The following is a 25,441-nucleotide window of genomic DNA, read 5'->3' as shown; positions in this document are numbered from 1 at the left end:
ATAGAAGGGTTGCTTGCTGTTAATGTGTCTGTTCCTTAACGCCTGCAGGAAACCATACAAGCGGGTTTTCCCCAAGGTCACGCTCCATGTCATACTGTACTGCAGAAAAGCCCATCTTTTCCCAGAATGGCTTTGATTTTACACGAGGATTCGTTTTAATAGGAAGTCCGAAACCTTTTGCAAATTCTACAAGCGCCTGGCCATAGCCCTTATGTTGATAGTCAGGAAGAACCTCGAGCTTCCAAAGTTCCAAGTAATCCTGAGCAGGCTCGAAATAACGGTCGAATCTTGCATCAATCTGATAAAGGCTCATGCGGGCTACAAGCTTATCACCGAAATATATGCCATAGAAAGGCGATTCACTGTCATTCTCTATAATATTAGCTTCAAGGTCTTCAAGCATGGACAATTCCTGAAGCCCATACTCTTTAAATTTTTTAAACTCTTCCAAAGTCTTGTAGTTAACCTTAAGTTTTTCAACTTTATAATTCATGTAATCTCCCCCTTAGCCAATGATGTATAAAGATTCTTATTGATGTAACCGCTTAAATAATTAACTTCCGTTCTCGGAAGTTTCTTTCTTTGTCTATTATTATATAACAAGTAAACAAAAAATTCTGCACTTAGAAAAAACTTAATATATTTTTAGTTTTTTTATAAAAATCAGAAAGCGTTTTCAAAATTAGCAGGAAAAAGGCAGAAGATTGTAGAAATATATATTATAGCAGGATTATTATGCTTAGAAAGGGGATCGATTGTGCGAAAAATATTGATTGCAAACAGGGGAGAAATTGCTTTGCGCATTATTAAGACCTGCAGGGAAATGGGAATTGAAACTGTTGCCATTTATTCTGATGCAGATAAAGACCTGCCTTTTGCTAAAGAAGCTACATATGCATTCCATATAGGTGAACCGCCTGTTAATAAGTCCTATTTAAAAACTGATGCCATCCTGGAAATAGCCAAAAGGGAGAAAGTTGATGGGATCCATCCAGGCTACGGTTTTTTATCTGAAAACGCTAGCTTTGCAAGAGCAGTTATAGATGCGGGCATTGCTTTTATTGGCCCTGATCCCGAAACGATTGAGATGATGGGGGACAAAATCTTATCCCGCAAAACAATGATGGAAGCGGGGGTGCCGGTCGTTCCAGGAAGCGGTGAGGGCACTTCAACGCTAGAGGAAGCCGTTAAGCTTGCAGATTCAATGGGTTATCCGGTTATGCTGAAGGCCAGCGGCGGAGGCGGAGGGATTGGCATGGTACGCTGTGAAAATGAGCAAGCGCTCGCTAAGTCGTTTGATTCTACAAAAGCCCGTGCTAAAGCCTACTTTGGATCAGAAGAAGTATTCGTAGAAAAATACATTCAAAATGCCAGACATGTAGAAATCCAAGTGTTCGGTGATCTTCATTGCAACATTGTTCACTTATTTGAAAGAGATTGCTCCATTCAGAGAAGGCACCAGAAGGTTGTGGAGGAATCACCATCACCTTTCCTTACAGAACAGACCAAGCAAAAAATGTGTGAGACTGCTTTGACTGCGGCAGCGGCTGTTCAATATAAGAATGCAGGAACGATTGAATTTATCGTAGATGAAAAAGAGAATTTTTATTTTCTTGAGATGAATACAAGGCTTCAGGTTGAGCATCCGGTAACGGAACAGATTACAGGCCTTGATTTAGTGAAATGGCAGCTCTTGGTTGCCTCTGGAGAAAAGCTTCCCCTTTTACAAAATGAAATTAAACAGCAGGGCCACTCAATCGAGTTCAGGCTATATGCTGAGGATCCTAAAACCTTTCTTCCTTCACCTGGGAATTTGTCCATGTTTGAATGGAAAACCTCGCCAGGCATACGCGTAGATTATGGATATATTTCTGGTACAGCCGTCAGCCCGTTTTATGATCCAATGATTGCAAAATGCATTATCCATGGTGATTCAAGAACAGAGGCGATCGAAAAAGCGGTGCAATTCTTTGATGAACTAAAGTTGGAAGGCATTAAAACAAATGCGCCTTTATTTAAAGAGATTTTAAGAGACGAAGACTTCCGCAATGGGGAGTATACAACAGCATTCTTAACAGAAAAGGCATTCGCCGTCAAATAAAAGGAGGAATTACTAATGAAAGAAATTACATCATCTATGGCAGGTACAGTATTAAATATTATGGTTGAGTCGGGCCAGGAGATTTCTGCTGGTCAGGAAGTGCTCATGCTTGAATCCATGAAGATGGAGATTCCAGTTGAGAGTGAAGCTTCCGGTAAAATTTCTGAAGTCAAAGTAAACGTTGGAGACTTCGTAAACGAAGGCGATGTTCTTATTGTTTTTGAATAAGGTCTGCGAAAAATCCAAAACTGGCCTTTGATAAAAATCTTATTTTAGGAGGAAGAGAATGACCACTGCAAAGACATTAACGGAAACGCTGCAGGAAAGAAGCCGTGAGATCGAAGCCGGCGGACATCCAAAGTATCATGAGAAGAATGAAGCACAAAATAAACTCTTTGTCAGAAGACGTCTTGAGCTGCTTTTTGACGATGGATTCTACGAGGAGGATGGCAAGTTTGCAAACTGCCAGAAAGAGGATCTGCCTGCAGATGGCGTCGTAACGGCCATTGGAAAAATCAATGGGCAGACGGTTTGCGTGATGGCAAACGATTCAACAGTTAAGGCAGGTTCCTGGGGAGCCCGAACAGTTGAGAAAATCATCCGAATTCAGGAAACCGCTGAAAAATTAAAAGTTCCCATTCTTTATCTTGTTGATTCAGCAGGGGCCCGCATTACAGATCAGCTTGATATGTTTCCAAATAGGCGAGGGGCAGGCCGGATTTTTTACAATCAAGTAAAACTTTCAGGCATGGTGCCGCAAATTTGTCTATTATTTGGGCCTTCAGCTGCAGGTGGAGCCTATATTCCGGCATTTTGTGATATTGTCATCATGGTAGACCAGAATGCATCCATGTATCTGGGATCACCGAGAATGGCTGAAAAGGTTATCGGCGAAAAGGTTACTCTTGAAGAAATGGGCGGAGCCCGAATGCATTGTTCAGTCAGCGGATGTGGAGATGTGCTTGCCTATAGCGAGGAAGAGGCTATTAAATATGCGAGAAGATATTTGGGCTACTTCCCGGCGAGCTTTAAAGAAAAGCCCGCGAAGTTTGAGGAAATTCAGCCAAAGGCTGGACGCGATCTGGAAGAGATTATTCCTAAGAACCAAAATGCACCGTTTGATATGTATGAATGTATTGATTCTTTAATCGATGAAGGCAGCTTTTTTGAAATTAAAAAGCTTTTTGCAGCTGAACTAATTACAGGTCTGGCACGAATCGGCGGAAGGACAGTTGGGATCATTGCCAACCAGCCGAAAGTGAAGGGCGGAGTATTGTTTGTGGATTCTGCTGATAAGGGCGCGAAGTTTATTCAGCTTTGTGATGCTTTCCATATTCCATTATTATTCCTGGCAGATGTTCCCGGATTTATGATTGGAACGAAAGTAGAAAGAGCTGGGATTATCCGGCATGGTGCGAAGCTCATCGCAGCCATGAGTTCAGCTACTGTACCTAAAATTTCGGTTGTTGTTAGAAAAGCATATGGAGCAGGGCTTTATGCGATGGCTGGACCAGCATTCGAGCCTGATTGCTGTATTGCGCTCCCTACCGCACAAATAGCGGTTATGGGGCCTGAAGCTGCTGTCAATGCGGTGTATTCCAACAAAATTAATGCTATAGAAGATCCGAAAGAAAAAATTAAGTATGTTCAGGAAAAACAGCAGGAATACAAAGAAACGATTGATATTTATAAGCTTGCCTCTGAATTAATTGTGGACGATATTGTTTCTCCATCAGAACTTAGAAATGTATTGATTAACCGTTTTGGTTTATATGAAACAAAAGAGTTGACATTTAGTGTACGGAAGCATCCGGTATACCCGGTTTAATAGTATCCAGAAAAAATCCCTTTTTCGATTCCCGAAAAAGGGATTTTTTTAGAGGAATTCTTGAATTCAAGATGGAATTTAAAATTAAGAACTGGCATAAAAAAGTGTAAACATTCCAATTTATCCATTTTTTATGTTGATTTTGATAAAATATAACATATATAAATAAATACATTTTTGGAGCTGGATATGAAGATTGCGATTATTGGCGGAGGCGCCATAGGCCTTTTATTTGCCTATTACTTAAACGAACATCATAACGTCCGAATCTATGTTAGAAATATCAGCCAGGCAAAAAGGCTGAATGCAGAGGGGCTTATTTTTGAAAGAGATGGAAAAACAGTTGCTGCACCTATTCACGCCAAGCTTATTTCAGAATGGGCTGGGGAGGAAGAACTGACAATCATTGCTGTGAAACAGTATAGCATTCCAGATATTGTTGGCAGAATACAGAAAACCTGTCCTATTCGTCCTCTGTCATTGCTGTTTCTCCAAAATGGGATGGGGCATTTGAAATGGATAAAAACCATTCAAGCGGAGCAAATTTTTGTAGGGAGTGTGGAACATGGCGCTTTGAAAGCGGGAATAGATGCTGTTAAGCATACGGGTATAGGCGTAACTAAGCTGGCTGCTATAAAGGGAGATGCAGCTTTTTTACAAAAAATTTCTGAACCTGAATCAAATGATTTCCCTTTTGTTTTTCATGATAACTATAAAGAGATGCTAACAGAAAAGCTGATCGTTAACTCGATTATTAATCCGTTGACTGCTGTCCTTCGTGTCAGAAATGGAGAACTGCTGGAAAATGAATTTTATTATCGCCTGTTTTTAAAACTGTTTGATGAGATATGCACAATAATAGAGGTCACTGATAAAGAAGCAGCTCTTATTCATGTGAAAAAGGTTTGCAGGACTACTGGGAATAACCAATCTTCTATGCTCAAGGATATTGAAGAAGGGAGGCCTACAGAAATAGATGCCATCCTGGGGTACATCCTGGAAGAAGCAAATAATAGGAAGCTGGCTGCACCATATTCTGAAAGTCTTTATTGCCTTATAAAAGGGAAGGAGTAAAGGGGGGGATAAGTTGAATACAGTGTTTTCAGCTTTTATTGCGACTTTAGTTACTATTCCGCTTTTGGGATATCTGGCTGTTTTTATTATCAGCAAGCAAATAACAAAAAAACATAAAAGGTCGGTTCATATTGCTTTGGATGTCAGCACTTTATTATTTATATTATCTGTCCATTTTTTAATCATCGTGATTTGGGATAAATCATTTTTGTGGATCATTCTTTTATCATTGCTTGTTACAGCCGTAATCTTTATTATTATTCATTGGAAGGCAAAACAGGAAATAAACCTGAGGAAAATGTTTAAAGGGTTTTGGCGATTCAACTTTTTATTATACTTTACTGCGTATGTTGTCCTCGTCATTGTTGGGCTGGTTCAAAGGGTAACAGCGGTTGTATTTATCCCTTAAATATAGGATAAAGACCTGAACATCTAGAATTAAAACCTTTAGGTAAGCAAAGTTTTTTTCTTTTCATTTAAGACAATGATATACTCAGAAGATGAAAAGTTAATTGAGTTCAAAAAAGGAAGACAAAAAGAGCCGAGAAGGTCAAGGAAGTGCAGCTTAGAGCACCAAGTAAAGCTCCCTGTGAACAATCATCGCTCTCAGGAAAAAGCTAGGAGTAATACAAGAGCGGTAGGCGCTGTCCTATAAAAAGGGCGCTGCATCCTGTGGCGAAAGGCGGATTAGCACATCGGGTGCAATGAGATTCGGCTGCAATTTTTCCCGGACTTTTTGAACAGCCCTTGAAAAATGTTTATGAGAAAGGAAGTTCATTAATGGAGATTCTTAATCTCTCATTGCCGGCTACAAACCGGTTTGCAACAGATTATACTGCCCAAGCAGAAGAACTTATGCAGTTTTTCCACTATCGCTATAACTCTTCCTCGGATTTTAAAGTACGGTTAAGTGAATTGAAGGATCGGTCATTTAAAAGAAATGAACTTTCTGATTGTATTGGAAAGTTTATGGATCGCTTTCCGGGATCTTCAGCTGTTCAAAAGTCACTTGAGAGGCTGAAACAAGACAATAGTACGGTTATTATTGGCGGACAGCAGGCTGGTATTTTGACAGGCCCGCTTTATACCATACATAAAATCATTTCAATAATCTCACTTTCTAAACAAAAGGAAAAAGAGTTAGGTGTTCCAGTGATACCCGTGTTCTGGATAGCAGGTGAGGACCATGATTATCAGGAAGTCAACCATGTCTTTATTGAAAATAATAACAAAATGGAAAAAGTGATCTATCCTGAAAAGATACTTGAGAAGAGAATGATTTCTGCTATTAATTTGGATCGTGAAAAGTGCAAGGTATGGGTCGAGGGGATCATTGAATCATTTGGTGAAACTCAATATACAAAAGGCCTTCTTGAAATATTGAATGAAACAATCAATCAATCTGAAAGCTTTGTTGACTTTTTTGCAGGAATCATGATGCACTTGTTTAAAGATACCGGACTGCTGCTTGTTGATTCGGGTGATCCCAATTTGCGGATGCTTGAAAGAGACATTTTTGCAAAACAGATTGAAAGCTATGGGGAAATAACCAAAAGGGTGAAAGATCAGCAAAATCAGTTAGGTCTTGCCGGATTTCCTAACACAATTGAGATTCGTGAGAATGCAGCAAACCTATTCTATTATGATGAGAAGCATAAGGAAAGAATACTTCTTGAATACAATCAAGAAAAAAATGTGTTTACAGGAAAGGAATGCTTCCACGAATTTACAATGAAAGAGCTTTTGGCGGTGGCTGAAAAATACCCTGAAAGGTTAAGCAATAATGTTGTGACAAGGCCTATTACACAGGAATGTCTGTTTCCAACGCTGGCATTTATAGCCGGGCCGGGGGAAATTGCCTATTGGGCGGAGCTCAAGACTGCTTTTGAGTGTTTTGGAATGAAAATGCCCCCAATTGTGCCGCGGCTAAATATAACCTTTCTGGAGCGGTCGATTGAAAGCGACTTGAAGGAATTAGATCTTGATTTGCAAAAAGTGCTTTCCTCAGGCATTGAAGAGGAAAAAGAGAATTATCTGGAGCATATAAAGAATGAAAGCATAGAAGAGCAGTTCAGGAAAACAAAAGAACAATTACAGAATAATTATAAGTTCATAAAGGATTTAACGGAGATGGAAGCACATTCCATGCTTCCAATGTTAAAGAAAAACGAGGAACTTCTCATTAAGCAGATGGATTTTATGGAGAAAAGGATCCAAATGGCGATACAGCAAAAGCATGAAGTAATCACCAAAAAATATGAAAAAGTAGGAAATTCCTTAAGGCCGGCTGGATCTCCACAGGAGAGGGTATGGAACGGATTTTACTACATCAACAAATATGGCTTGGGCTTTTTGCATGATTTGCTCGAAAATCCATTTAAGTTTGATGGGACACACAAAGTCATAAAAATTTAATATTCGCTAATATTCTTCTGCCTTATCCATCTGGATAAGGCTTTTTTTATCTTATTAATTGAAAGGAAAAAACAACTAAATCTTAATATGCCAACATTTAAGAAGTTTGTTGCAGGGTTTGAAAAAATAGTAAAGCCCTTAAAGAAATTGTAATAAAAAGACGAACGGAAAAATGGAGAAAAGCCTTAAGGAGGCAGGATTTTAAATGGAGTGGTAGAATAATTAAAAACATGTGGAGGAAAGTGGGGGATTGTGGTACATTTGAGTTAGAAAGTGGGTGCAGTGGGTATGTTCATGGGTGAGTTCCATCATAACGTTGATAATAAAGGCCGTCTTATTGTGCCTGCCAAGTTCCGTGATAACTTGGGCGAGACATTTGTTTTGACCCGGGGACTTGATCAATGTTTGTTTGGCTACCCGATGGATGAGTGGAGGCTGCTTGAAGAAAAATTAAAAGGTTTGCCTCTTACAAAGAAAGATGCCCGTGCCTTTACCCGTTTTTTCTTTTCAGGTGCCACTGAATGTGAAATAGACAAGCAAGGAAGAATAAATATTGCTTCCCCGCTTCTGCAATATGCAAAATTGGAAAAAGAATGTGTAGTACTGGGCGTTTCCAATCGGATTGAGATATGGAGCAAGAATCTTTGGGAAGATTATTTTGCAGAATCAGAGGAATCTTTTGCTGATATTGCAGAAAATATGATTGGGTTTGATATATAATGGGAATGTTTTATTAATATAATTTCCCGTATATTTATTTTCTTGCAAAGATGGCTATCTAGCTCCAGATGCTGGCTTTAGGCATCTAAAGATTTCGGAATTGGAAAGGTGGAAACAAACAACGATGTTTGATCATACAACAGTACTATTAAAGGAAACGGTCGATGGCTTAAATATTCATCCCGATGGAGTGTATGTGGATTGTACCCTTGGTGGTGCAGGCCATAGTGAGCTTATTCTTTCTCAGCTTTCTGATAATGGAAAGCTATACGCTTTTGACCAGGATGATACAGCGATCGCCCATGCAAAAGAAAAACTGGCTAAATATGGAGACAGAATAACAATTATTAAAAGCAACTTTAAGTATCTTCAGGAAGAATTGGATAATTTGGGTGTTCAAAAAGTTGACGGTGTATTATACGATCTTGGCGTCTCTTCCCCTCAACTGGATACACCGGAACGGGGGTTCAGTTATCACAATGATGCCCCGCTGGATATGAGGATGGACACAGATGCAGAGCTTTCAGCCTATGATGTGGTAAACAGCTGGGATTATGCAGAACTTGTAAAAATTTTCTTCCGCTATGGAGAAGAAAAGTTCTCTAAGCAAATTGCGAGAAAAATTGAAGCGGCCAGAGCGGAAGCTCCTATTGAAACTACAGGGCAGCTTGTTGAAATCATCAAGGATGCCATACCTGCTCCTGCGAGGAGGAAAGGCGGACATCCTGCAAAAAGAGTGTTTCAGGCTATTAGGATTGCTGTTAATGATGAACTTGGCGTATTTGAGAATTCACTGCAGCAGGCCATCGATATTCTGAATCCGAAGGGAAGGATCAGTGTCATCACTTTCCATTCATTAGAGGATAGAATCTGCAAAGCTACATTTAAAAAAGCTAGTGAAACACCGAATTTGCCTCCAGGCCTGCCGATTATTCCTGACGAATATAAACCAGCTTTAAAGCTAATTAACAGAAAACCGATCCTTCCTTCAGAGGAAGAGCTGGAACACAATAACCGCGCTAGATCTGCAAAGCTGCGAATAGCGGAAAAACTATAAGCAATCACGGTCTATCAAGGATTAAGATAAAAATTAAAAAGCAGGAGGGAAATTATGAGCAATTTAGCACGAAAAATTCAGGAAGAACAGCAATTCCAGCAGCAAACCCAACCAGTCGAAGCCCCCAAAAAGTTAAAATCAAAAAAGCCTTGGCTCTCTCCGGGCGAAAAGATTCTTGGTCTTGCTTTCACCGGCATCGTTTGTTTCGGTGCAGTCCAAATGGTATCAAACCAAGCCGCCATTTACGAAGTGAATAAAGAGATTCAGCAAACCGAAAAAGCAATTCAGGACCAGATGAAGGTAAATGGGGATCTGAAAATGCAGGTCAGCGAGCTAAGTACATATGAGCGTATCAAGGCTAAAGCAGAAGAAATGGGATTAAAATTTAGCGGAAATAATGTCAAGGTTGTGGAAGATTGATGAAAAAACAGCCAAATATAAATTTTGGAGCAGCGATATTATTCCTAATATTCAGCCTGCTCTTTTTTGTATTGCTTTTCCGTTTTTTATCTATCCAGGTAACCGGAGAAGCTGATGGGCAAGTCCTTGCTGCCAAAGCCCAGCAAAAATATGAACGGGAAAAAACGATTGAAGCAAGCAGGGGTACCATTTTTGACCGAAATGGAGAGGTTATTGCCGAGGATACGGTTTCCTACAGGCTTGTAGCGATATTGGACAAGAGCATGAAGCCTGATTACGTGAAGGATCCTGAAAAAACAGCAAAGGCTCTATCTGATGTAATCGATATGGAAGAGTCGGAGATTTATAGAACTCTCACTAAGAAAACAAAAGATGGGGAGACTCCCTTTCAGGTGGAATTCGGCAAAGCCGGCAGGGATCTTCCATTAAATACAAAGCGTAAAATTGAAGACATGGAACTGCCAGGAATAACATTTATTACAGACTCCAAGCGTTTCTATCCTAATGGAGTCTTTGCTTCTCATTTAATAGGGTACGTAGAAAAGAAGGGAAACGGCAAAAATAAAACGGATACTGTAGGAATGCTGGGGTTGGAGCAGAGTCTAAATGATATTCTGACAGGCAAGGATGGGAAGTTCAGCTATGAAAGTGACATTTGGGGCTACCTTCTTCCTAATGGAGATCAAATGATCAAGCCAGCCCAAAATGGGAAAAATGTCTATTTGACAATTGATAAAAAAATCCAAACCTTCCTTGAAGACTCAATGAATAAAGTGGACAAGGAGTATAAGCCAAAGAAAATGGTTGCCGTTGTTGCTGATGCCAAAACAGGTGAAATCCTCGCTATGGGACAAAGGCCTTCCTTCCACCCAAAAACAAAAGAAGGCATTGAAAAAACCTGGCATAATGAAGTTATTGAAAACTCTTATGAGCCAGGCTCAACAATGAAAATTTTCACATTGGCAGCGGCCATTGAAGAGGGGGTTTTTAACCCGAATGAATGGTATAAATCAGGCAGCTATAAAGTAACAGAAAATTCCCCGGCGATTCGTGACCATAATGAGGGACGAGGATGGGGAAATATTACTTATCTTGAAGGCGTCCAGCGCTCTTCCAATGTGGCTTTTGCTAAAATAGTTAAAGAAAAACTTGGATATGAGAAGTATAGAGAATATCTAACAAAATTTGGATTTGAAGATCCGACAGGAATTGATCTGCCAAATGAAACAGGAGGGAATATCGTATACGAGTGGCCTCTTGATAAGGTTACTACCGGATTCGGCCAGGGCTCTGCCATTACACCTATTCAGCAAATACAGGCAGCTACAGCCATCGCCAATGACGGAAAAATGATGCAGCCCTATGTAATCAGCAGAATTGTAGATAGCGATAAAAAAGAAGTAGTAAAAGAATCAAAGCCAAAGGTAAAAGCTAACCCAATATCACCGGAGGCAGCGAAAAAAACAAGAGATATTCTGGAGACAGTGGTTTCTTCTGAAAATGGCACAGGCTATAAACGCTATAACATTGAAGGCTATGAGGTAGCCGGGAAAACGGGTACCGCACAAATTCCTAATCCTAATGGAGGGGGATATCTAACCGGTCATGAAAACTTTATCTTTTCCTTCTTGGGCATGGCGCCAAAAGATGATCCCGAATTGATTATCTATGTTGCTGTGCAGCAGCCTGACATAGATCTCAGCACAAATGGTGCTGAGCCGGTTTCCAAAATTTTCACTCCTGTAATGAAAAGCAGTTTGCAATATCTGAATATTGAACCTTCCAAAAAACAAAAGATCAATTCGGAACATACACCGGAAGTGGAAGGGCAAACAGTTGAAGAGGCAAAAAAGGTATTGGAGAAATCCGGATTTGAACCTATTGTGCTTGGGAAAGGAAATAAAGTGGAGAGGCAGGTTCCCGGGAATATGTATAATTTGCTTGAAGGAGAAAGAGTTGTCCTGAAAACAGATGGCGAATTAACAGTACCCGACATGAATGGCTGGTCATTAAGAGACGTAATGAAAGTAGCAAAATTGGCGAACTTAAAGCTTAATACAGTTGGCAATGGCTATGTGGTAAAACAAAATTTGAATGCAGGCGCCCCTTTAAAAGAAGGAGATTACTTAGTCGTCGAACTTGAACGGCCTGTACAAAAATTTACGGAAGATCCGGAAATAGAAGAAGCTGGACAGGAAGAAACGGAAGAGGTCTTAGATTAAGCTGGAACGCACTGACTGTGAGGCAGTGCGTTCTATTCATATAGGTACAAGCATATATTGGAACGAGCCATAATCTAAGGAGGTTCGTTCGTACATGCGTGTTTCAAATGTAACCGTTCGGAAACGGTTGACTGTAGCTTTGTTCGTTGGTATTCTTATCTTTTTTATTATTGATTTGCGCCTTGGGTATGTACAGTTTTTTCTTGGCAATATGCTTACGGATGGTGCAAAGGAGCTTTGGAGCAGAGATATCCCTTTCGAACCTGAGAGAGGGGAAATTGTGGATCGGAATGGTGTTCCGCTTGCCACTAATGTCAGTGCACCAACTGTATATGTAGTTCCAAGGCAAATAAAGGATCCGGCAGATGCATCGGAAAAATTGGCGGCCGTCTTAAATATGTCAAAAGAAAAAGCCTACCAGCTTATTACTAAAAAAGCATCCAGTGTAAAAATTCCTGAAGGGCGAAAAATCTCCCATGAAAAAGCAAAAGAAATCCGTGCTTTGGAAATAGAAGGCATTTATATTGGAGAAGATTCCAAACGCCATTATCCATTTGGGAATTACCTTTCCCATGTGCTCGGTTTCGCAGGAATTGACAATCAGGGTCTAATGGGCCTTGAGTTATATTACGATAAAGAACTTAAAGGAAAAGAAGGCTCGGTAAAATTTTATGCAAACGCCAAAGGGGAGCGCATGAATGATATGGCTGATGACTACAAGCCTCCAGTGGATGGAATGGATCTAAAACTGACGATAGATTCAAAAATCCAAACGATTGTTGAGAGGGAGCTTGATATTGCCCAGGCTGAATATAACCCTGATGGAATTATTGCTATTGCCATGAACCCCAATAATGGGGAAATCCTTGCTATGGCGAGCAGGCCGGATTTTGATCCTGCCAATTTTAGAAACGTTCCGCCTGAAATTTACAACCGGAACCTTCCAATCTGGAGTACATACGAACCGGGGTCCACTTTTAAGATCATTACTCTGGCTGCAGCCTTGGAAGAAGGAAAGGTGGATTTGGAAAAAGATCATTTCCATGATCCGGGGTTCGTTGAAGTTGGCGGTGCAAGGCTAAGGTGCTGGAAGAAAGGCGGACATGGCAGCCAGACCTACCTTGAAGTTGTACAAAACTCCTGTAACCCTGGCTTTGTAGAGCTGGGAGAAAGATTGGGCAAAGAAAAATTATTTAAATATATCCGTGACTTTGGCTTTGGGGAAAAAACGGGCATTGACCTTCAGGGTGAAGGAAAGGGGATTTTGTTTAACCTTGATCGTGTGGGACCTGTTGAGCAAGCAACTACTGCATTTGGACAGGGTGTTTCTGTCACGCCGATCCAGCAGGTAGCGGCTATTTCAGCAGCCGTCAATGGCGGAACCCTTTATACGCCTTATATTGCCAAAGAGCTGATTAATCCTGCTAACGGTGAAATACTGATGAAAAAGTCTCCAGAGGCGAAAAGAAAAGTAATCTCAGAGGAAACATCAAATGAAATCAGGTATGCCCTTGAAAATGTAGTTGCGAAAGGTTCTGGTAAAAAGGCATTCGTGGACGGTTACCGGGTTGGAGGAAAAACAGGTACTGCCCAAAAAGCTCAAAATGGCCGTTACCTGGAAAATAATCATATTGTTTCTTTTATCGGTTTTGCTCCAGCCGATGACCCGCAGCTGGTTGTATATGTGGCAGTTGATAATCCGAAGGGAACTGTTCAGTTTGGGGGAGTCGTTGCCGCACCTATTGTTGGTGAAATAATGGGGGACAGTCTGCGCGCTATGGGGGTAAAGCCAAGAAAAGACCAAATCGAAAAGGAGCTGACCTGGATGGACTCCCCAATGATTGAAGTTCCTGACATGGTTGGTATGACTAAGAAGGATTTGGGAGAGCTGTATCTGAACTTGAAAATCGATGCAAGCGGAACAGGCAATACAGTGGTTAAGCAAACGCCGCAGCCGGGTATAAAGCTTAAAGAAGGATCAACCATCCGCCTGTATTTCGGTGATCAGGAATAACAGCCAAAAAGGGCGGCACAATTTGCGCCGCCTGAATTTTTGTGTTTTGAGAAGAATACTTTAACATACATTGTGAAAAGGTGAATGATTAAATGGCTAAAAAGGCAATTATCATGTACAATATATAACGCCATGATTTTGGGGAAGTTCAATTAAGATTCCAAAACTTTTGATTATTCTTCTCCTGCCGGCAAATAGATCTTAAAAATCTGCAAGGAATCCAGATTGCTATTTAAAGAGGAAAACAGATAGCGTTGCTTTAGAATGAGAGGAATGAAAAATATGAAATTACATACGCTGCTGCAATATTTGCAGCCATATATGTCTTACAGCGGGGAAAATCCAGAAATTACATCCATTGTCAACGACAACCGGAAAGTAACAGATGGCAGCTTATTTGTGTGTATAGAAGGCTATACGGTTGATGGACATGATTTTGCTGCTTCTGCTGCAGAAAAAGGAGCAGCTGCCGTTATTGCTCAGAAGGAATTGGATTTGAACATACCAGTAATTCTTGTGAAAAATACGCGGAGAGCAATGGCCGTCCTTGCTGATGCTTTCTACGGGCAGCCAAGCCAAAGTCTTCATCTTATCGGAATTACAGGCACTAATGGTAAAACGACAACAAGCCATCTCATTGAAAAAATTCTTTCTGATGCAGGTCAGAAAACGGGATTAATAGGCACCATGTATACGAAAATTGGCGAGGAGACTTTTGAAGTGAAAAATACAACACCTGAAAGTCTCACCCTGCAAAGCACATTCAAAAAAATGAAAGATGCTGGGGTCAGCTCTGCTGTTATGGAAGTATCTTCCCATGCCTTGGATGAAGGCCGTGTTCATGGCTGTGATTTTGATGTTGCCGTGTTTACAAACTTGACTCAGGATCACCTGGATTACCATAAAACGATGGATGATTACCGCAGGGCTAAGGGGCTGCTTTTTGCTCAGCTTGGCAGTGCTTTTAATCATGAACAGCCAAAGTATGCTGTATTGAATGCGGATGATCCGGCTTCAGAGGAATATGAAAAATCAACTGCAGCCCATGTATTGTCTTATGGCATTGATCATGAAGCAGACCTTCGTGCCGTCAATATTGAAATGTCTTCAGCAGGTACAGCTTTCGAATTGATTAGCCCTTTTGGCAAGCACAAAGTGTCGCTTAAAATGATTGGCAAATTCAGCGTGTACAATGTCCTCGCGAGTATTGGGGCTGGAGTTGCCTCTGGGATACCGATAGCACAAATTATAAAATCTGTCGAGGAAGTAAAAGGTGTTTCCGGCAGGTTCGAAACGGTTGACGCAGGTCAGGATTTTTCAGTAATAGTTGACTATTCCCATACCCCAGACAGCTTGAAAAACGCCTTGGAAACTGTTAAGCAATTTGCAGAGAAAAGAATTTTTGCAATAGTCGGCTGCGGTGGAGACCGAGACCGTTCCAAAAGGCCGCTTATGGCAGAAATTGCATGCCAGTATAGCACCGACCCGATCTTCACTTCAGATAACCCCCGCAGTGAAGATCCGCATCAGATCTTAAGGGATATGGAAGAGGGAGTAAAGGGTGAAAAATATAAGACAATCGTTGACCGTAAAGAGGCAATTCACTATGCAGTGAAAAATGCCGGTGAGGGCGATGTGATTTTAATAGCAGGCAAAGGTCATGAAACTTATCAGCAAATTGGAAATCAGGTGTTTGATTTTGATGACCGCCTTGTTGCTAAAGAGGCGATAGAGGAGCGATAAAATGTATTTAACGTATGGTGATTTAGCGAAATTGTTTCCAAAGACATCTGGGATAAAGGACAATGAGCTGTATTTTCATACGGTAGCTGCTTCCTCTGCGATCCTTCAGCCAAAAGGAATCTATCTTCCTATTGAAGAATCAGCGAATCTCAAAGGAGCAATTGGAAATGGGGCAGTAGCTGCCCTGTGGATTGAGAAAGACCAGGTACCGGCATATACACCTAATCATTTTCCTATTTTTTATACAAATGACTTAACGAAAGGCTTAAAGGATATCATGGAATTATATTTAGAAAAAATTAGCGAAGCACAAATGATAAACACAACTAAATTCCTTTTTTTAGATGAAAAAAGTCTTAAAGAAAACGAAGCAACATATGATATTGCTGTGATGGCAGAAAAATTGAATGAAGCTGCCGGAAATGCAAATCAGGAAAGGAGGGGATAATTATGATGGAGCAAGTTGTTTTCTTCACGATATTGGCAGGCTTCTTAATAACAGTTTTGCTGTCTCCCATCTTTATTCCCTTCTTAAGAAGATTGAAATTCGGGCAAAGCATTCGTGAAGAAGGGCCTAAATCCCATCAGAAAAAAACGGGTACCCCGACGATGGGCGGAATCATGATCCTTCTCTCCATTACAGCAACAACTTTGCTGATGACAGGGAAATTTTCAGAACCTACCGTTAAAACCTATTTATTATTATTAGTGACATTGGGTTTTGGTCTTCTTGGATTCCTGGATGACTTTATAAAGGTAGCTTTGAAGCGGAATCTGGGACTTACTTCTAAGCAAAAGCTGCTGGGCCAGATTCTTATTTCGGTTATTTTTTATTTTGTTTTCAGGCAAAATGAATTTTCCACGGAAGTACATATCCCGCTTACAGACCTTTCTTTTGATTTGGGCTGGTGGTATGTATTCTTTATTATTTTTTGGCTGGTAGGGTTCTCTAATGCAGTGAACCTCACAGATGGCCTTGATGGTCTTGTTTCAGGTACTGCGGCGATTGCATTTGGAGCATTTGCGGTATTGGCATGGAATCAGTCACAATTTGAAATTTCGATCTTTTCCGTCGCTGTTGTAGGGGCAGTATTGGGCTTTCTTGTTTTTAATGCCCATCCAGCGAAGGTATTTATGGGTGATACTGGCTCCCTGGCTTTAGGCGGTGCAATTGCAACGATTGCTATACTAACTAAGCTTGAAATTATTTTAATAATTATCGGCGGTGTTTTTGTTATCGAAACACTATCCGTTATTTTACAGGTAGCTTCATTTAAAACGACCGGGAAGCGTATTTTTCGGATGAGTCCGCTCCATCATCATTATGAGCTGGTGGGATGGTCTGAATGGCGCGTAGTTGTAACCTTCTGGACTGTTGGCCTCCTGTTTGCCATTCTCGGAATATATATTGAGGTGTGGGTGTAAGTGAAGGAAACGAATCGCTATCGTCATAAAAAAATATTAGTTTTAGGTCTGGCAAAAAGTGGGGTTGGTGCAGCTTCCCTATTACATAGACTCGGAGCATTTGTGACTGTCAATGATTTTAAGCCGCTGGCTGAAAACCCAGAAGCCCAGGGGCTGCTGGAGGAAGGAATCACTGTTATTTGCGGAGGCCATCCGATTGAGCTGCTGGAAGAGGGGTTTGAGCTGATTGTTAAAAACCCTGGAATTCCATACCATAATCCCATGATTAAAGGGGCTCAGGAAAAAGGCATTCCGGTTATTACAGAGGTGGAGCTTGCCTATCAGGTTTCTGAAGCTCCTTTTATAGCAATTACTGGGACAAATGGAAAAACCACGACAACTACACTGGTATTTGAAATGCTTCAGGAAGGCCGCAAAAAACCCCTGATTGCTGGAAATATCGGGACTGTAGCTTCTGAAGTTGCCCAGGAAGCATCTGAGGAAAACAATATCGTTATTGAATTGTCTTCATTTCAGCTTATGGGCATAAAGGAGTTCAGGCCCCGAATTGCCATTTTGACAAATCTGTATGATGCACACCTGGACTACCATGGCACCAGGGAAGAATATCATGCAGCCAAAGCAAATATAACTATGAATCAGACAAGCAGTGATTATTTTATAGTGAATGCCGATCAGGATAAAGTAATGGAAGTGGCTGCGGCCTCAAAAGCAAAAATTGTCCCTTTTTCAACCACAAGGGAACTGGATGAAGGGGCATATGTAAAGGATGGATGGATCTGCTTCAATGGTGAAAAGGTGATGGAAAGAAGAGATGTAAGCTTGCCAGGAGCACATAACCTTGAGAATATTTTATCGTCGGTGGCAGCAGCAAAGCTGTCAGGTGTAGAAAATAATGCAATTATCAGCATATTAGGCACATTTGCCGGAGTAAAACACCGTCTGCAATACGTTGGAGAATTCCAGAGCAGAAAATTTTATAATGATTCTAAAGCAACAAATATTTTGGCAACGAAAAATGCCATATCGGCTTTTAGTGATCCTGTTATTCTGCTTGCAGGCGGACTTGACCGCGGAAATGGCTTTGAAGAACTCATTCCGTCGCTCAAGCAAGTCAAAGCCATTGTAACCTTTGGACAAACTGCAGAAAAGATTGAGAAGGCTGCTCTTGAAGCTGGAATAAAAATAATCGAGCGTGTCGATAATGTTGAAAAAGCCGTACCTTCTGCCTTAAAGCTATCCGAGCCTGGGGATGTGATTTTGCTGTCTCCGGCTTGTGCAAGCTGGGACCAATATAAAACTTTTGAGGTTCGGGGAGACATGTTTATAGATGCGGTGCATAAGCTTAAATAAGGGCTTGTCTGCGGGACTAGAGGGAGAACAGCTTAGGCATACATCTGCTTCGCGGCACATTTAGAGCTTTTAAACGGAACAGCAGAGAAGGCCGGGGGAAATTGCCGGTTCGGAATGCTTTCTAGATTAGCCCTAAAACTTGCATTCGAGGTGTATTGGGTTGCCGACAAAAAAAACCACTCCCGACTTTATATTAATGATTGTCACTTTTATGCTGCTTGCTGTAGGCTTAACTATGGTTTATAGCGCAAGTGCGATTTGGGCAGATTATAAATTTGATGATTCATTTTTCTTTGCAAAGAGGCAAATGCTTTTTGCAGGGGTTGGAATTATAGCCATGTTTTTTATTATGAATGTAGATTATTGGACCTGGAGGACATGGGCTAAAGCGCTGATTATAGTCTGCTTTGTCCTCCTGCTTTTGGTGCTGATTCCGGGGATCGGAAATGTTCGAAACGGCTCAAGGAGCTGGATTGGTGTAGGGGCATTCTCCATACAGCCTTCGGAATTTATGAAACTGGCCATGATTGTGTTTATGGCAAAATTCCTGTCCGAAAAACAGAAACTCATTACGTCTTTTAGAAATGGGCTTGTCCCTTCTTTGGGACTTGTTTTTTTAGCCTTCGGATTGATTATGCTTCAGCCTGACTTGGGAACAGGGACCGTTATGGTCGGAACTTGCGTGGTTATGATTTTTATTGCAGGTGCGAGAATAAGCCATTTTGTATGGTTTGGGATAGCGGGATTGGCAGGGTTTGTAGCACTTGTTCTATCAGCGCCATACAGAATAAAGCGCATTACCTCCTTCCTTGATCCATGGGAAGATCCTTTGGGGAGCGGATTCCAAATTATTCAATCCCTTTATGCGATCGGACCAGGAGGATTATTCGGTTTGGGGCTGGGGCAAAGCAGACAAAAATTCTTTTACCTTCCAGAGCCGCAAACAGACTTTATTTTTGCAATTCTGGCAGAAGAGCTGGGTTTTATTGGAGGTTCGTTTGTACTATTATTATTTGCGCTCCTTCTATGGCGTGGAATACGAATTGCATTAGGGGCACCGGACCTTTATGGGAGCTTTCTGGCAGTTGGAATTATCGCTATGGTTGCCATACAAGTAATGATTAATATTGGTGTTGTTACTGGCCTGATGCCCGTTACCGGCATTACACTTCCTTTTCTGAGCTATGGAGGTTCATCACTAACCCTTATGCTTATGGCTATAGGCGTTCTGCTTAATATCAGCCGTTATGCACGCTACTAGAAGCAGTTCTGATCATGCGTTTTTGTGAAACCCTGCCATGCAGGGTTTCTTTTTTGGAATCTAGCGCAGAAAAAAGCTGTTCCAGCTAAAATGATTCCTTTAAAGGCAATCTTTAAAAGGTTATGCATTATTACATTTCTTTAACATTATGTTTTCTGCTCCTATCTATCTGTTTTAAATATAGTAGAATAGGGTAATGCGGGGGAGTGATTTTTTATATGGATGTTCACTCTGCCATTGGATAATCATCTCGCGGAAAGAAAAGAGCTGGGCAATTTAATCTTTTCTTTTTTTATGACTTTGTTAAAGCAGATTGTTGATTCTGACACTATTTTTTTGGAAGCAGAGCCAACAGGAAAATTAACAAAGTCTTTATATACGACTCTTTTAAGAGGTGAAAGAATGAAAATAGCGATTAGCGGCGGAGGGACCGGCGGACATATCTATCCGGCTCTTGCGCTTATTAGAGAAATACAGAAAGAACATAAAGATGCCGAATTTCTTTATATAGGCACTGAAAAAGGATTGGAAAGTACGATCGTCAAACGTGAAGACATACCTTTTAAAGCTATACATATAACCGGTTTTAGAAGAAAGATTTCTTTAGAAAATGTGAAAACAGTGTTAAGGTTTTTAAAAGGAGTCCGCAACAGCAAAAAAATGCTTAGAAATTTCAAAGCAGATGTTGTAATTGGCACGGGCGGTTATGTATGCGGGCCAGTTGTCTATGCAGCGGCAAAGCTTGGCATCCCGACCATCATCCATGAACAAAATAGTGTCCCGGGATTAACCAATAAGTTCCTAAGCAGATATGTCGACCGAATTGCTGTCTGTTTTGAAGAGGCAAAAGATTTCTTTCCTAAGAATAAAACGATTTTAACAGGCAATCCGCGTGCATCTGAAGTACTGGGGAAAGATGGAATCAAAGGAAGGCTATCGGCTGGTTTAAAGACCGGGATACCTGCTGTTTTAATTTTTGGCGGTAGCAGAGGGGCCAGGCCAATTAATGAAGCTGTAATAAAGACACTTGCCGAACTGGGAGAAAAACCTTACCAGGTTTTATATATTACCGGCGATGTCCATTATGAGGATGTTAAGAAAGAGGTTGAGCTGGTTGGCAGCCCGGATAATGTAGTCATCAAACCATTCATTCATAATATGCCTGAAGTTCTTGCAGGAGTGGACCTGGTTGTTTCCCGGGCAGGTGCTACAACACTGGCGGAAATCACATCGCTGGGAGTGCCAAGCATACTAATTCCAAGCCCATATGTAACAAATAACCACCAGGAAAAGAACGCGAGGGCCCTAAGTGACCACGGTGCTGCAGAGCTGCTTCATGAAAAGGAATTAACAGGCAAAAAACTTATTGATAGCATTGATAAAATTCTCCTTGATTCTAATAAAATGAAGGACATGAGGACCGCTTCCGGTAAGTTGGGAATTCCGGACGCAGCAATAAGAGTCTATAATTTAATGGACGAATTGGTATCCGGAAAGGTAAAGTAGCCTTGACTGCCTAATATGCATAGAATAAATAAATTTAGGTTGAGAAAAAAAGAAACTTTCAGATGTAAATACGTTTTTAGCTAGTAATGATTCATTAACAAATCGGACGTTTATTGCATTTTTCCCATCAAATGGTTTTAAAGGGGATTGCTTTCCGAATTTGCTATTGGGAGAAAGGGAGGTATATATGGACGAATTTATTAACAAACTTAGAGAATTGAATGTTGGCACAATCAAAGAAAACGAGCCTATGGCCAACCACACAACTATGAAAATCGGCGGACCTGCCGACTTGTTTATTGAGCCCTCATCCATTGAAAATCTTGGAAAGACGATGGAACTGATCCGGCAGTATAAAATTAAGTGGACGGCTATTGGAAGAGGGTCCAACTTGCTTGTTTTGGATAAGGGAATTGAAGGTGCGGTAATCAAATTGGGCCGCGGTATGGATGAAATGGACCTGAATGGTACGGAGTTAAAGGTAGGGGGAGGTTACTCTTTAGTTGCCCTATCAACCATTATTAGCAAAAAGGGTTTGTCAGGACTTGAATTTGCGAGCGGTATTCCAGGGTCTGTCGGCGGGGCGGTATATATGAATGCAGGCGCCCATGGCTCTGATATTTCCAAAATTTTAACAAAGGCTCATATCCTTTTTGAAGATGGAAAGATGGAATGGCTCTCAAATGAGGAGATGGAATTCTCATATAGAACTTCCGTCCTGCAGAAAAAACGTCCAGGAGTGGTTGCTGAAGCTGTCTTCCAGCTTAAAGAGGGAGACAGGGAACTGATTTCTTCTGCAATGCAAAAAAACAAAGATTACCGCAAGGATACCCAGCCTTGGAATTATCCTTGTGCAGGCAGTATTTTCCGAAACCCGCTTCCTGATTATGCAGGTCAGCTTGTTGAAAAAGCAGGCTTGAAAGGACATTCAATCGGCGGGGCTCAAATATCTGAAATGCACGGAAACTTTATTGTCAATGCCGGTAATGCAAAAGCAGAAGATGTCCTTGCTTTGATCCAGCACATCAAAGATACAATCTTTGAATTGTATGGTGTAAAAATGGAAACAGAAGTTGAAATAATCGGCCGAAAGTAACGGGGATTTATACCTTACGAATTCCATTTATTGTGATATAATAATTTCTTAGATATACAAAAAACGGTAATAGAAACGGCATGGAAAAGCATGCCGTTCTCTTCCCTTATAAATTCAATTAATAAAAGAAATGGACAAGCCGTTAAGATACTCTTTTTTCCAGGCTGTTTTCGTAAGGTTTGCTGCTTTTCAGGCGGCTAATGAAGTCTATTATGAGAAAAGAGCCTTTTTCTAAGAAAATATTTCTAAAGCAGGACACAATTAGACCGCCTTGTTCTTTAAAATAAGGCAACTTATACTGATGTTGCCTATATGTCCAACGCTCTTTGGGCTAGGGACCTTAAGGCCCTTATTGTGCGGCGAATACAGACGGGTCCTCTTGAAGAGCATCGTTTCAAACGGAAGCAATAGCTTTTCTTGGAAAGCAGCACTTTTTGTCTGTATATCTCCATTGGGCGGAAGCCTTATGCTTTTTCTATGTGGGGTGAATTTATAGTGGAGAAAAGTAAGGTTGTCTCGCTTGAGGACCGAATACCGAAGCTGAAACAGCAGAGGCGTAAAAAAGCGAACAGAAGGCTGATATTTTTGCTTTTGCTTTTTTTCTCGTTAATTCTTTTAGTCATTTACTTTCAATCGCCCTTAAGTCATATTAAACACATCAGGGTAACCGGAAATTCAATATATGATAAAGAAGAAATAATACAAATCAGCGGTATTACCGAAAAAACAAATATTTGGAAGGTTGAGGAAGAGGTTATAGAGGGTAAACTAAAAGAGTTGCCCGAAATAAAATCTTCCAGTGTGAAAATTCACCTGCCAAACACAGTTGAAATACAGGTGGATGAGCTAAAACGCATTGCCTACATAACAAAAGAGAAGCATTATTTGCCGGTTATGGAAAATGGAAAGATTCTAAAGGATGAAAAGGTCGCCGAGATTCCGGTTAACGCTCCTATACTAATTGGATTCTCCGAAGGGGCTATTCTTGACATGATGATTGGGGAGCTTGAGACTTTGCCTGAAGAGGTTTTAAACTCCATATCCGAAATACAGCACACTCCCAATGATACTGACTCTTATCATATTACTTTATATATGAATGATGGGTTTGAGGTTAGTGCAACTTTAAGAAGCTTTTCAGAGAAAATGGCACATTACCCTTCGATTGTAAGCCAGCTGGATCCGGAACAAAAAGGCATCATTGATTTGGAAGTAGGCTCTTATTTTACGCCTTATGAAAATGAGGGAGCTGAAAAGGTTGAAGAAGAAGAAAATGAAGGTGAAGGGTAATCATGTGATTCTCTCATTGGTCTTTCTTGTGCTGGGATATATGATGGCTTTTTCCTACCACCTTACACAGGGGGATAATGATAAACCTTCAATGACAGGAAAGCAATGGGAAAGAGATTTGGAACTGCGAAATCAGCTGGTAGAGCTGGAGGAAAAAAATAGGGCACTTCAAAAAGAGCTTAATGAAAAACAGGAAACGGTCCTGGAAATTGAAAAAGAACTGTCACAGGAAGCACAGGTATATTTCAACTTGGCTGAAGATGCAGAGAAGTACAGAATGCATCTCGGAAAAGTTAAAGTCAAAGGTGAAGGTGTAGAGGTGACTCTTGCAGACGGTGACTATAATCCGGATGAGGAAAATATTAATAACTATATAGTTCATGAGCACCACGTATTTAAGGTTATTAATGAACTCTATATTTCCGGAGCAGCTGCTGTTTCCATTAATGGTCAGAGGCTATCCCACAGTTCCTATGTAGTGTGCAATGGCCCAGTAATTGAAATTGATGGATATCAGCATCCAGCACCCTTTGTTATTAGTGCTATAGGTGATGCGGATGTACTCACCTCTGCCCTCAACTTAACAGGTGGAGTAAAGGATACATTAGTAGATGAGAACATCCAATTCACTTTGGAAAAAAAAGCTGAAATTATCATGGAGCCGTTACTGGGTACTTAAAGCCAATCAGGAATTTCTCGCCAAAAGATTTTACGATGTGTCCACAAAAGGATCTATGCAGGAAAGTAAGGTGGAATTATAGTGGACAGCAAAAAGAAACTCAGCTTTGCTTTTATTGCGGCCATCATTGGCTTTATGGTTGCCATACAGTTCCAAACGTTAAAAGAACCTGTTGTTCGTGATACAAGAGATACGTGGCAGCTTAGAGAAGATTTACTGAAAGAAAAAGAATTACAATTAAAGCTTCTTCGCGAGATCAGTTCAAACGAAGAGAAAATTGCCCAATACGAAACAAAGCGTAAACAAAGTAAGGAGCAAGTGCTGCGTGAGACGCTGGAGGAATTAAAAATGGAAGCCGGATTAAGTGAGGTCACCGGACCAGGGATTATTTTAACGATTGAACCGGTTTATGAAGAGCTGCTCTTAGGCAAACAAGTGGAATCTGTCTCGCCTGATTTGCTGAAAAGACTGGTTAACGAACTGAATATGTACGACGCCCAGCATATTTCCATTGGAGGGAGACGGGTTATCAACACAACCGTCATCAGGGACATCAATCAGGAAACCATGATAGACGGATATGCTCTAAGCAGGCTGCCAATTGAAATAAAAGTTATAGCAGAGAATGCACAATCAGCCGAAAAGCTTTTCAACCGCATGCAAGTATCAAAATCAGCGGAAGAATTTTTCATTGACAATCTGCGGGTAAAAGTACATAAACCAGCAGAGCCTGTAACAGTTCCTGCTTATGACGAAGCACTTAGAATCAGATATATGGAGCCTGTGAAACCTGAAGAAGGAGGCAAATCATAATGTGGCTTCCTATTTTAGGATTAATCATAGGGGTTATCCTTGGACTATTGACAGACATTAAAATACCTGATGAATACTCCAATTACTTATCCATTGCGGTTCTTGCTGCATTAGATACTTTATTTGGCGGAATCCGGGCACAGCTTCAAGGCATTTATGATGAAAAAGTTTTCGTTTCCGGCTTCTTTTTTAATATTTTGCTGGCAGCAAGTTTAGCTTTTCTGGGTGTCCATCTTGGTGTAGACTTGTACTTAGCAGCAGTTTTTGCGTTTGGAGTAAGGCTTTTCCAAAATATCGCGGTTATAAGGCGAATTCTCATCGCGAAATGGTCCCAAAAAAAAGAAAAAACAGAAAAAAATGATATTTAAAAAAGGGAATAAATTAGTTTTGACGAATAATTTTATAGATAAACTACTTATTTTAC

At 40.8% G+C, this 25,441-nt stretch carries 23 protein-coding genes; 22 read left to right on the top strand and 1 reads right to left on the bottom strand.

Features of this window, described 5'->3' with window-relative positions:
* Nucleotides 1-19: 19 nt before the first annotated feature.
* Nucleotides 20-493: an N-acetyltransferase gene (locus L634_RS0105130; RefSeq protein ID WP_026581518.1), complete on the bottom strand. Its 474-nt coding sequence runs from the start codon at nt 491-493 to the stop codon at nt 20-22.
* A 264-nt stretch (nt 494-757) separates the two neighbouring features.
* Here L634_RS0105130 and L634_RS0105125 point away from each other — a divergent pair, with 264 nt between their 5' ends.
* The 22 genes from L634_RS0105125 to L634_RS0105015 all read left to right on the top strand — a co-directional run bounded on the left by L634_RS0105125 (nt 758) and on the right by L634_RS0105015 (nt 25,385).
* Nucleotides 758-2,101 (top strand): acetyl-CoA carboxylase biotin carboxylase subunit, encoded by a 1,344-nt coding sequence (locus L634_RS0105125; protein ID WP_026581517.1) that lies wholly within the window; start codon nt 758-760, stop codon nt 2,099-2,101.
* A gap of 15 nt (nt 2,102-2,116) precedes the next feature.
* A complete protein-coding gene (locus L634_RS0105120; RefSeq protein WP_026581516.1) occupies nt 2,117-2,329 on the top strand; it encodes a biotin/lipoyl-binding carrier protein in 213 nt (70 codons plus the stop codon).
* A gap of 58 nt (nt 2,330-2,387) precedes the next feature.
* On the top strand, nt 2,388-3,929 hold the full coding sequence (locus L634_RS0105115; protein WP_026581515.1) for an acyl-CoA carboxylase subunit beta: 1,542 nt from the start codon (nt 2,388-2,390) through the stop codon (nt 3,927-3,929).
* Between the two features lie 189 nt (nt 3,930-4,118).
* Entirely contained in the window at nt 4,119-5,003 is an 885-nt protein-coding gene (locus tag L634_RS0105110; protein ID WP_026581514.1) for a 2-dehydropantoate 2-reductase, read from the top strand.
* 13 nt (nt 5,004-5,016) lie between these two features.
* The gene (locus L634_RS0105105; RefSeq protein WP_026581513.1) at nt 5,017-5,412 is read left to right on the top strand and encodes a DUF3397 domain-containing protein; all 396 of its coding nucleotides are present in this window, start codon (nt 5,017-5,019) and stop codon (nt 5,410-5,412) included.
* A 371-nt stretch (nt 5,413-5,783) separates the two neighbouring features.
* Nucleotides 5,784-7,418 (top strand): bacillithiol biosynthesis cysteine-adding enzyme BshC, encoded by a 1,635-nt coding sequence (gene bshC, locus L634_RS0105100; RefSeq protein WP_026581512.1) that lies wholly within the window; start codon nt 5,784-5,786, stop codon nt 7,416-7,418.
* 288 nt (nt 7,419-7,706) lie between these two features.
* The gene (gene mraZ, locus L634_RS0105095; RefSeq protein ID WP_026581511.1) at nt 7,707-8,138 is read left to right on the top strand and encodes a division/cell wall cluster transcriptional repressor MraZ; all 432 of its coding nucleotides are present in this window, start codon (nt 7,707-7,709) and stop codon (nt 8,136-8,138) included.
* Between the two features lie 124 nt (nt 8,139-8,262).
* Nucleotides 8,263-9,195 carry a 16S rRNA (cytosine(1402)-N(4))-methyltransferase RsmH gene (rsmH, locus tag L634_RS0105090; RefSeq protein ID WP_026581510.1) on the top strand — a complete coding sequence of 311 codons (933 nt, stop codon included), beginning with the start codon at nt 8,263-8,265 and terminating at the stop codon, nt 9,193-9,195.
* A gap of 54 nt (nt 9,196-9,249) precedes the next feature.
* Nucleotides 9,250-9,615: a cell division protein FtsL gene (gene ftsL, locus L634_RS0105085; protein ID WP_026581509.1), complete on the top strand. Its 366-nt coding sequence runs from the start codon at nt 9,250-9,252 to the stop codon at nt 9,613-9,615.
* Nucleotides 9,615-11,837: a penicillin-binding protein gene (locus L634_RS0105080; protein ID WP_084028832.1), complete on the top strand. Its 2,223-nt coding sequence runs from the start codon at nt 9,615-9,617 to the stop codon at nt 11,835-11,837. The genes ftsL and L634_RS0105080 overlap by 1 nt, the downstream gene beginning before the upstream one ends.
* A 94-nt stretch (nt 11,838-11,931) precedes the next feature.
* Entirely contained in the window at nt 11,932-13,851 is a 1,920-nt protein-coding gene (locus tag L634_RS0105075) for a stage V sporulation protein D (RefSeq protein ID WP_026581507.1), read from the top strand.
* Nucleotides 13,852-14,133: 282 nt separating this feature from the next.
* The gene (locus L634_RS0105070; RefSeq protein ID WP_026581506.1) at nt 14,134-15,594 is read left to right on the top strand and encodes a UDP-N-acetylmuramoyl-L-alanyl-D-glutamate--2,6-diaminopimelate ligase; all 1,461 of its coding nucleotides are present in this window, start codon (nt 14,134-14,136) and stop codon (nt 15,592-15,594) included.
* A gap of 1 nt (nt 15,595) precedes the next feature.
* Nucleotides 15,596-16,042 carry a hypothetical protein gene (locus L634_RS0105065; RefSeq protein WP_026581505.1) on the top strand — a complete coding sequence of 149 codons (447 nt, stop codon included), beginning with the start codon at nt 15,596-15,598 and terminating at the stop codon, nt 16,040-16,042.
* Nucleotides 16,043-16,044: 2 nt separating this feature from the next.
* On the top strand, nt 16,045-17,019 hold the full coding sequence (gene mraY / locus L634_RS0105060; RefSeq protein WP_026581504.1) for a phospho-N-acetylmuramoyl-pentapeptide-transferase: 975 nt from the start codon (nt 16,045-16,047) through the stop codon (nt 17,017-17,019).
* A complete protein-coding gene (gene murD, locus L634_RS0105055) occupies nt 17,020-18,372 on the top strand; it encodes a UDP-N-acetylmuramoyl-L-alanine--D-glutamate ligase (protein WP_026581503.1) in 1,353 nt (450 codons plus the stop codon). It begins immediately after the preceding gene.
* A gap of 160 nt (nt 18,373-18,532) precedes the next feature.
* Nucleotides 18,533-19,633 (top strand): stage V sporulation protein E, encoded by a 1,101-nt coding sequence (gene spoVE, locus L634_RS0105050; RefSeq protein WP_026581502.1) that lies wholly within the window; start codon nt 18,533-18,535, stop codon nt 19,631-19,633.
* A 402-nt stretch (nt 19,634-20,035) separates the two neighbouring features.
* A complete protein-coding gene (gene murG, locus L634_RS0105040; protein WP_026581501.1) occupies nt 20,036-21,139 on the top strand; it encodes an undecaprenyldiphospho-muramoylpentapeptide beta-N-acetylglucosaminyltransferase in 1,104 nt (367 codons plus the stop codon).
* 187 nt (nt 21,140-21,326) lie between these two features.
* On the top strand, nt 21,327-22,235 hold the full coding sequence (gene murB, locus L634_RS0105035; RefSeq protein WP_026581500.1) for a UDP-N-acetylmuramate dehydrogenase: 909 nt from the start codon (nt 21,327-21,329) through the stop codon (nt 22,233-22,235).
* A 495-nt stretch (nt 22,236-22,730) separates the two neighbouring features.
* Nucleotides 22,731-23,525 carry a cell division protein FtsQ/DivIB gene (locus L634_RS0105030; protein ID WP_026581499.1) on the top strand — a complete coding sequence of 265 codons (795 nt, stop codon included), beginning with the start codon at nt 22,731-22,733 and terminating at the stop codon, nt 23,523-23,525.
* Nucleotides 23,470-24,204, top strand: coding sequence for a DUF881 domain-containing protein (locus L634_RS0105025; RefSeq protein WP_051428241.1), 735 nt, complete (start codon nt 23,470-23,472; stop codon nt 24,202-24,204). Before L634_RS0105030 ends, L634_RS0105025 begins: the two co-directional genes overlap by 56 nt.
* A gap of 81 nt (nt 24,205-24,285) precedes the next feature.
* On the top strand, nt 24,286-25,017 hold the full coding sequence (locus L634_RS0105020; RefSeq protein ID WP_026581497.1) for a DUF881 domain-containing protein: 732 nt from the start codon (nt 24,286-24,288) through the stop codon (nt 25,015-25,017).
* Nucleotides 25,017-25,385, top strand: coding sequence for a small basic family protein (locus L634_RS0105015; protein ID WP_026581496.1), 369 nt, complete (start codon nt 25,017-25,019; stop codon nt 25,383-25,385). Before L634_RS0105020 ends, L634_RS0105015 begins: the two co-directional genes overlap by 1 nt.
* Nucleotides 25,386-25,441: the final 56 nt, after the last annotated feature.

The organism is Bacillus sp. J33 (genome assembly GCF_000518885.1).
Classification (GTDB): Bacteria; Bacillota; Bacilli; order Bacillales; family Cytobacillaceae; genus Cytobacillus.
Note: the sequence above shows the minus strand (reverse complement) of the source record. Positions and strands in the feature narration are given on the sequence as shown.

What these genes read in the sequence shown, in the direction of transcription:
- L634_RS0105130 (WP_026581518.1), bottom strand. Translation starts at nt 493, where the DNA reads ATGAATTATAAAGTTGAAAAACTTAAGGTTAACTACAAGACTTTGGAA.
- L634_RS0105120 (WP_026581516.1), top strand. Translation starts at nt 2,117, where the DNA reads ATGAAAGAAATTACATCATCTATGGCAGGTACAGTATTAAATATTATG.
- L634_RS0105115 (WP_026581515.1), top strand. Translation starts at nt 2,388, where the DNA reads ATGACCACTGCAAAGACATTAACGGAAACGCTGCAGGAAAGAAGCCGT.
- L634_RS0105110 (WP_026581514.1), top strand. Translation starts at nt 4,119, where the DNA reads ATGAAGATTGCGATTATTGGCGGAGGCGCCATAGGCCTTTTATTTGCC.
- bshC (WP_026581512.1), top strand. Translation starts at nt 5,784, where the DNA reads ATGGAGATTCTTAATCTCTCATTGCCGGCTACAAACCGGTTTGCAACA.
- mraZ (WP_026581511.1), top strand. Translation starts at nt 7,707, where the DNA reads ATGTTCATGGGTGAGTTCCATCATAACGTTGATAATAAAGGCCGTCTT.
- rsmH (WP_026581510.1), top strand. Translation starts at nt 8,263, where the DNA reads ATGTTTGATCATACAACAGTACTATTAAAGGAAACGGTCGATGGCTTA.
- ftsL (WP_026581509.1), top strand. Translation starts at nt 9,250, where the DNA reads ATGAGCAATTTAGCACGAAAAATTCAGGAAGAACAGCAATTCCAGCAG.
- L634_RS0105080 (WP_084028832.1), top strand. Translation starts at nt 9,615, where the DNA reads ATGAAAAAACAGCCAAATATAAATTTTGGAGCAGCGATATTATTCCTA.
- L634_RS0105075 (WP_026581507.1), top strand. Translation starts at nt 11,932, where the DNA reads ATGCGTGTTTCAAATGTAACCGTTCGGAAACGGTTGACTGTAGCTTTG.
- L634_RS0105070 (WP_026581506.1), top strand. Translation starts at nt 14,134, where the DNA reads ATGAAATTACATACGCTGCTGCAATATTTGCAGCCATATATGTCTTAC.
- L634_RS0105065 (WP_026581505.1), top strand. Translation starts at nt 15,596, where the DNA reads ATGTATTTAACGTATGGTGATTTAGCGAAATTGTTTCCAAAGACATCT.
- mraY (WP_026581504.1), top strand. Translation starts at nt 16,045, where the DNA reads ATGATGGAGCAAGTTGTTTTCTTCACGATATTGGCAGGCTTCTTAATA.
- murG (WP_026581501.1), top strand. Translation starts at nt 20,036, where the DNA reads ATGAAAATAGCGATTAGCGGCGGAGGGACCGGCGGACATATCTATCCG.
- murB (WP_026581500.1), top strand. Translation starts at nt 21,327, where the DNA reads ATGGACGAATTTATTAACAAACTTAGAGAATTGAATGTTGGCACAATC.
- L634_RS0105025 (WP_051428241.1), top strand. Translation starts at nt 23,470, where the DNA reads ATGAAAATGAGGGAGCTGAAAAGGTTGAAGAAGAAGAAAATGAAGGTG.
- L634_RS0105015 (WP_026581496.1), top strand. Translation starts at nt 25,017, where the DNA reads ATGTGGCTTCCTATTTTAGGATTAATCATAGGGGTTATCCTTGGACTA.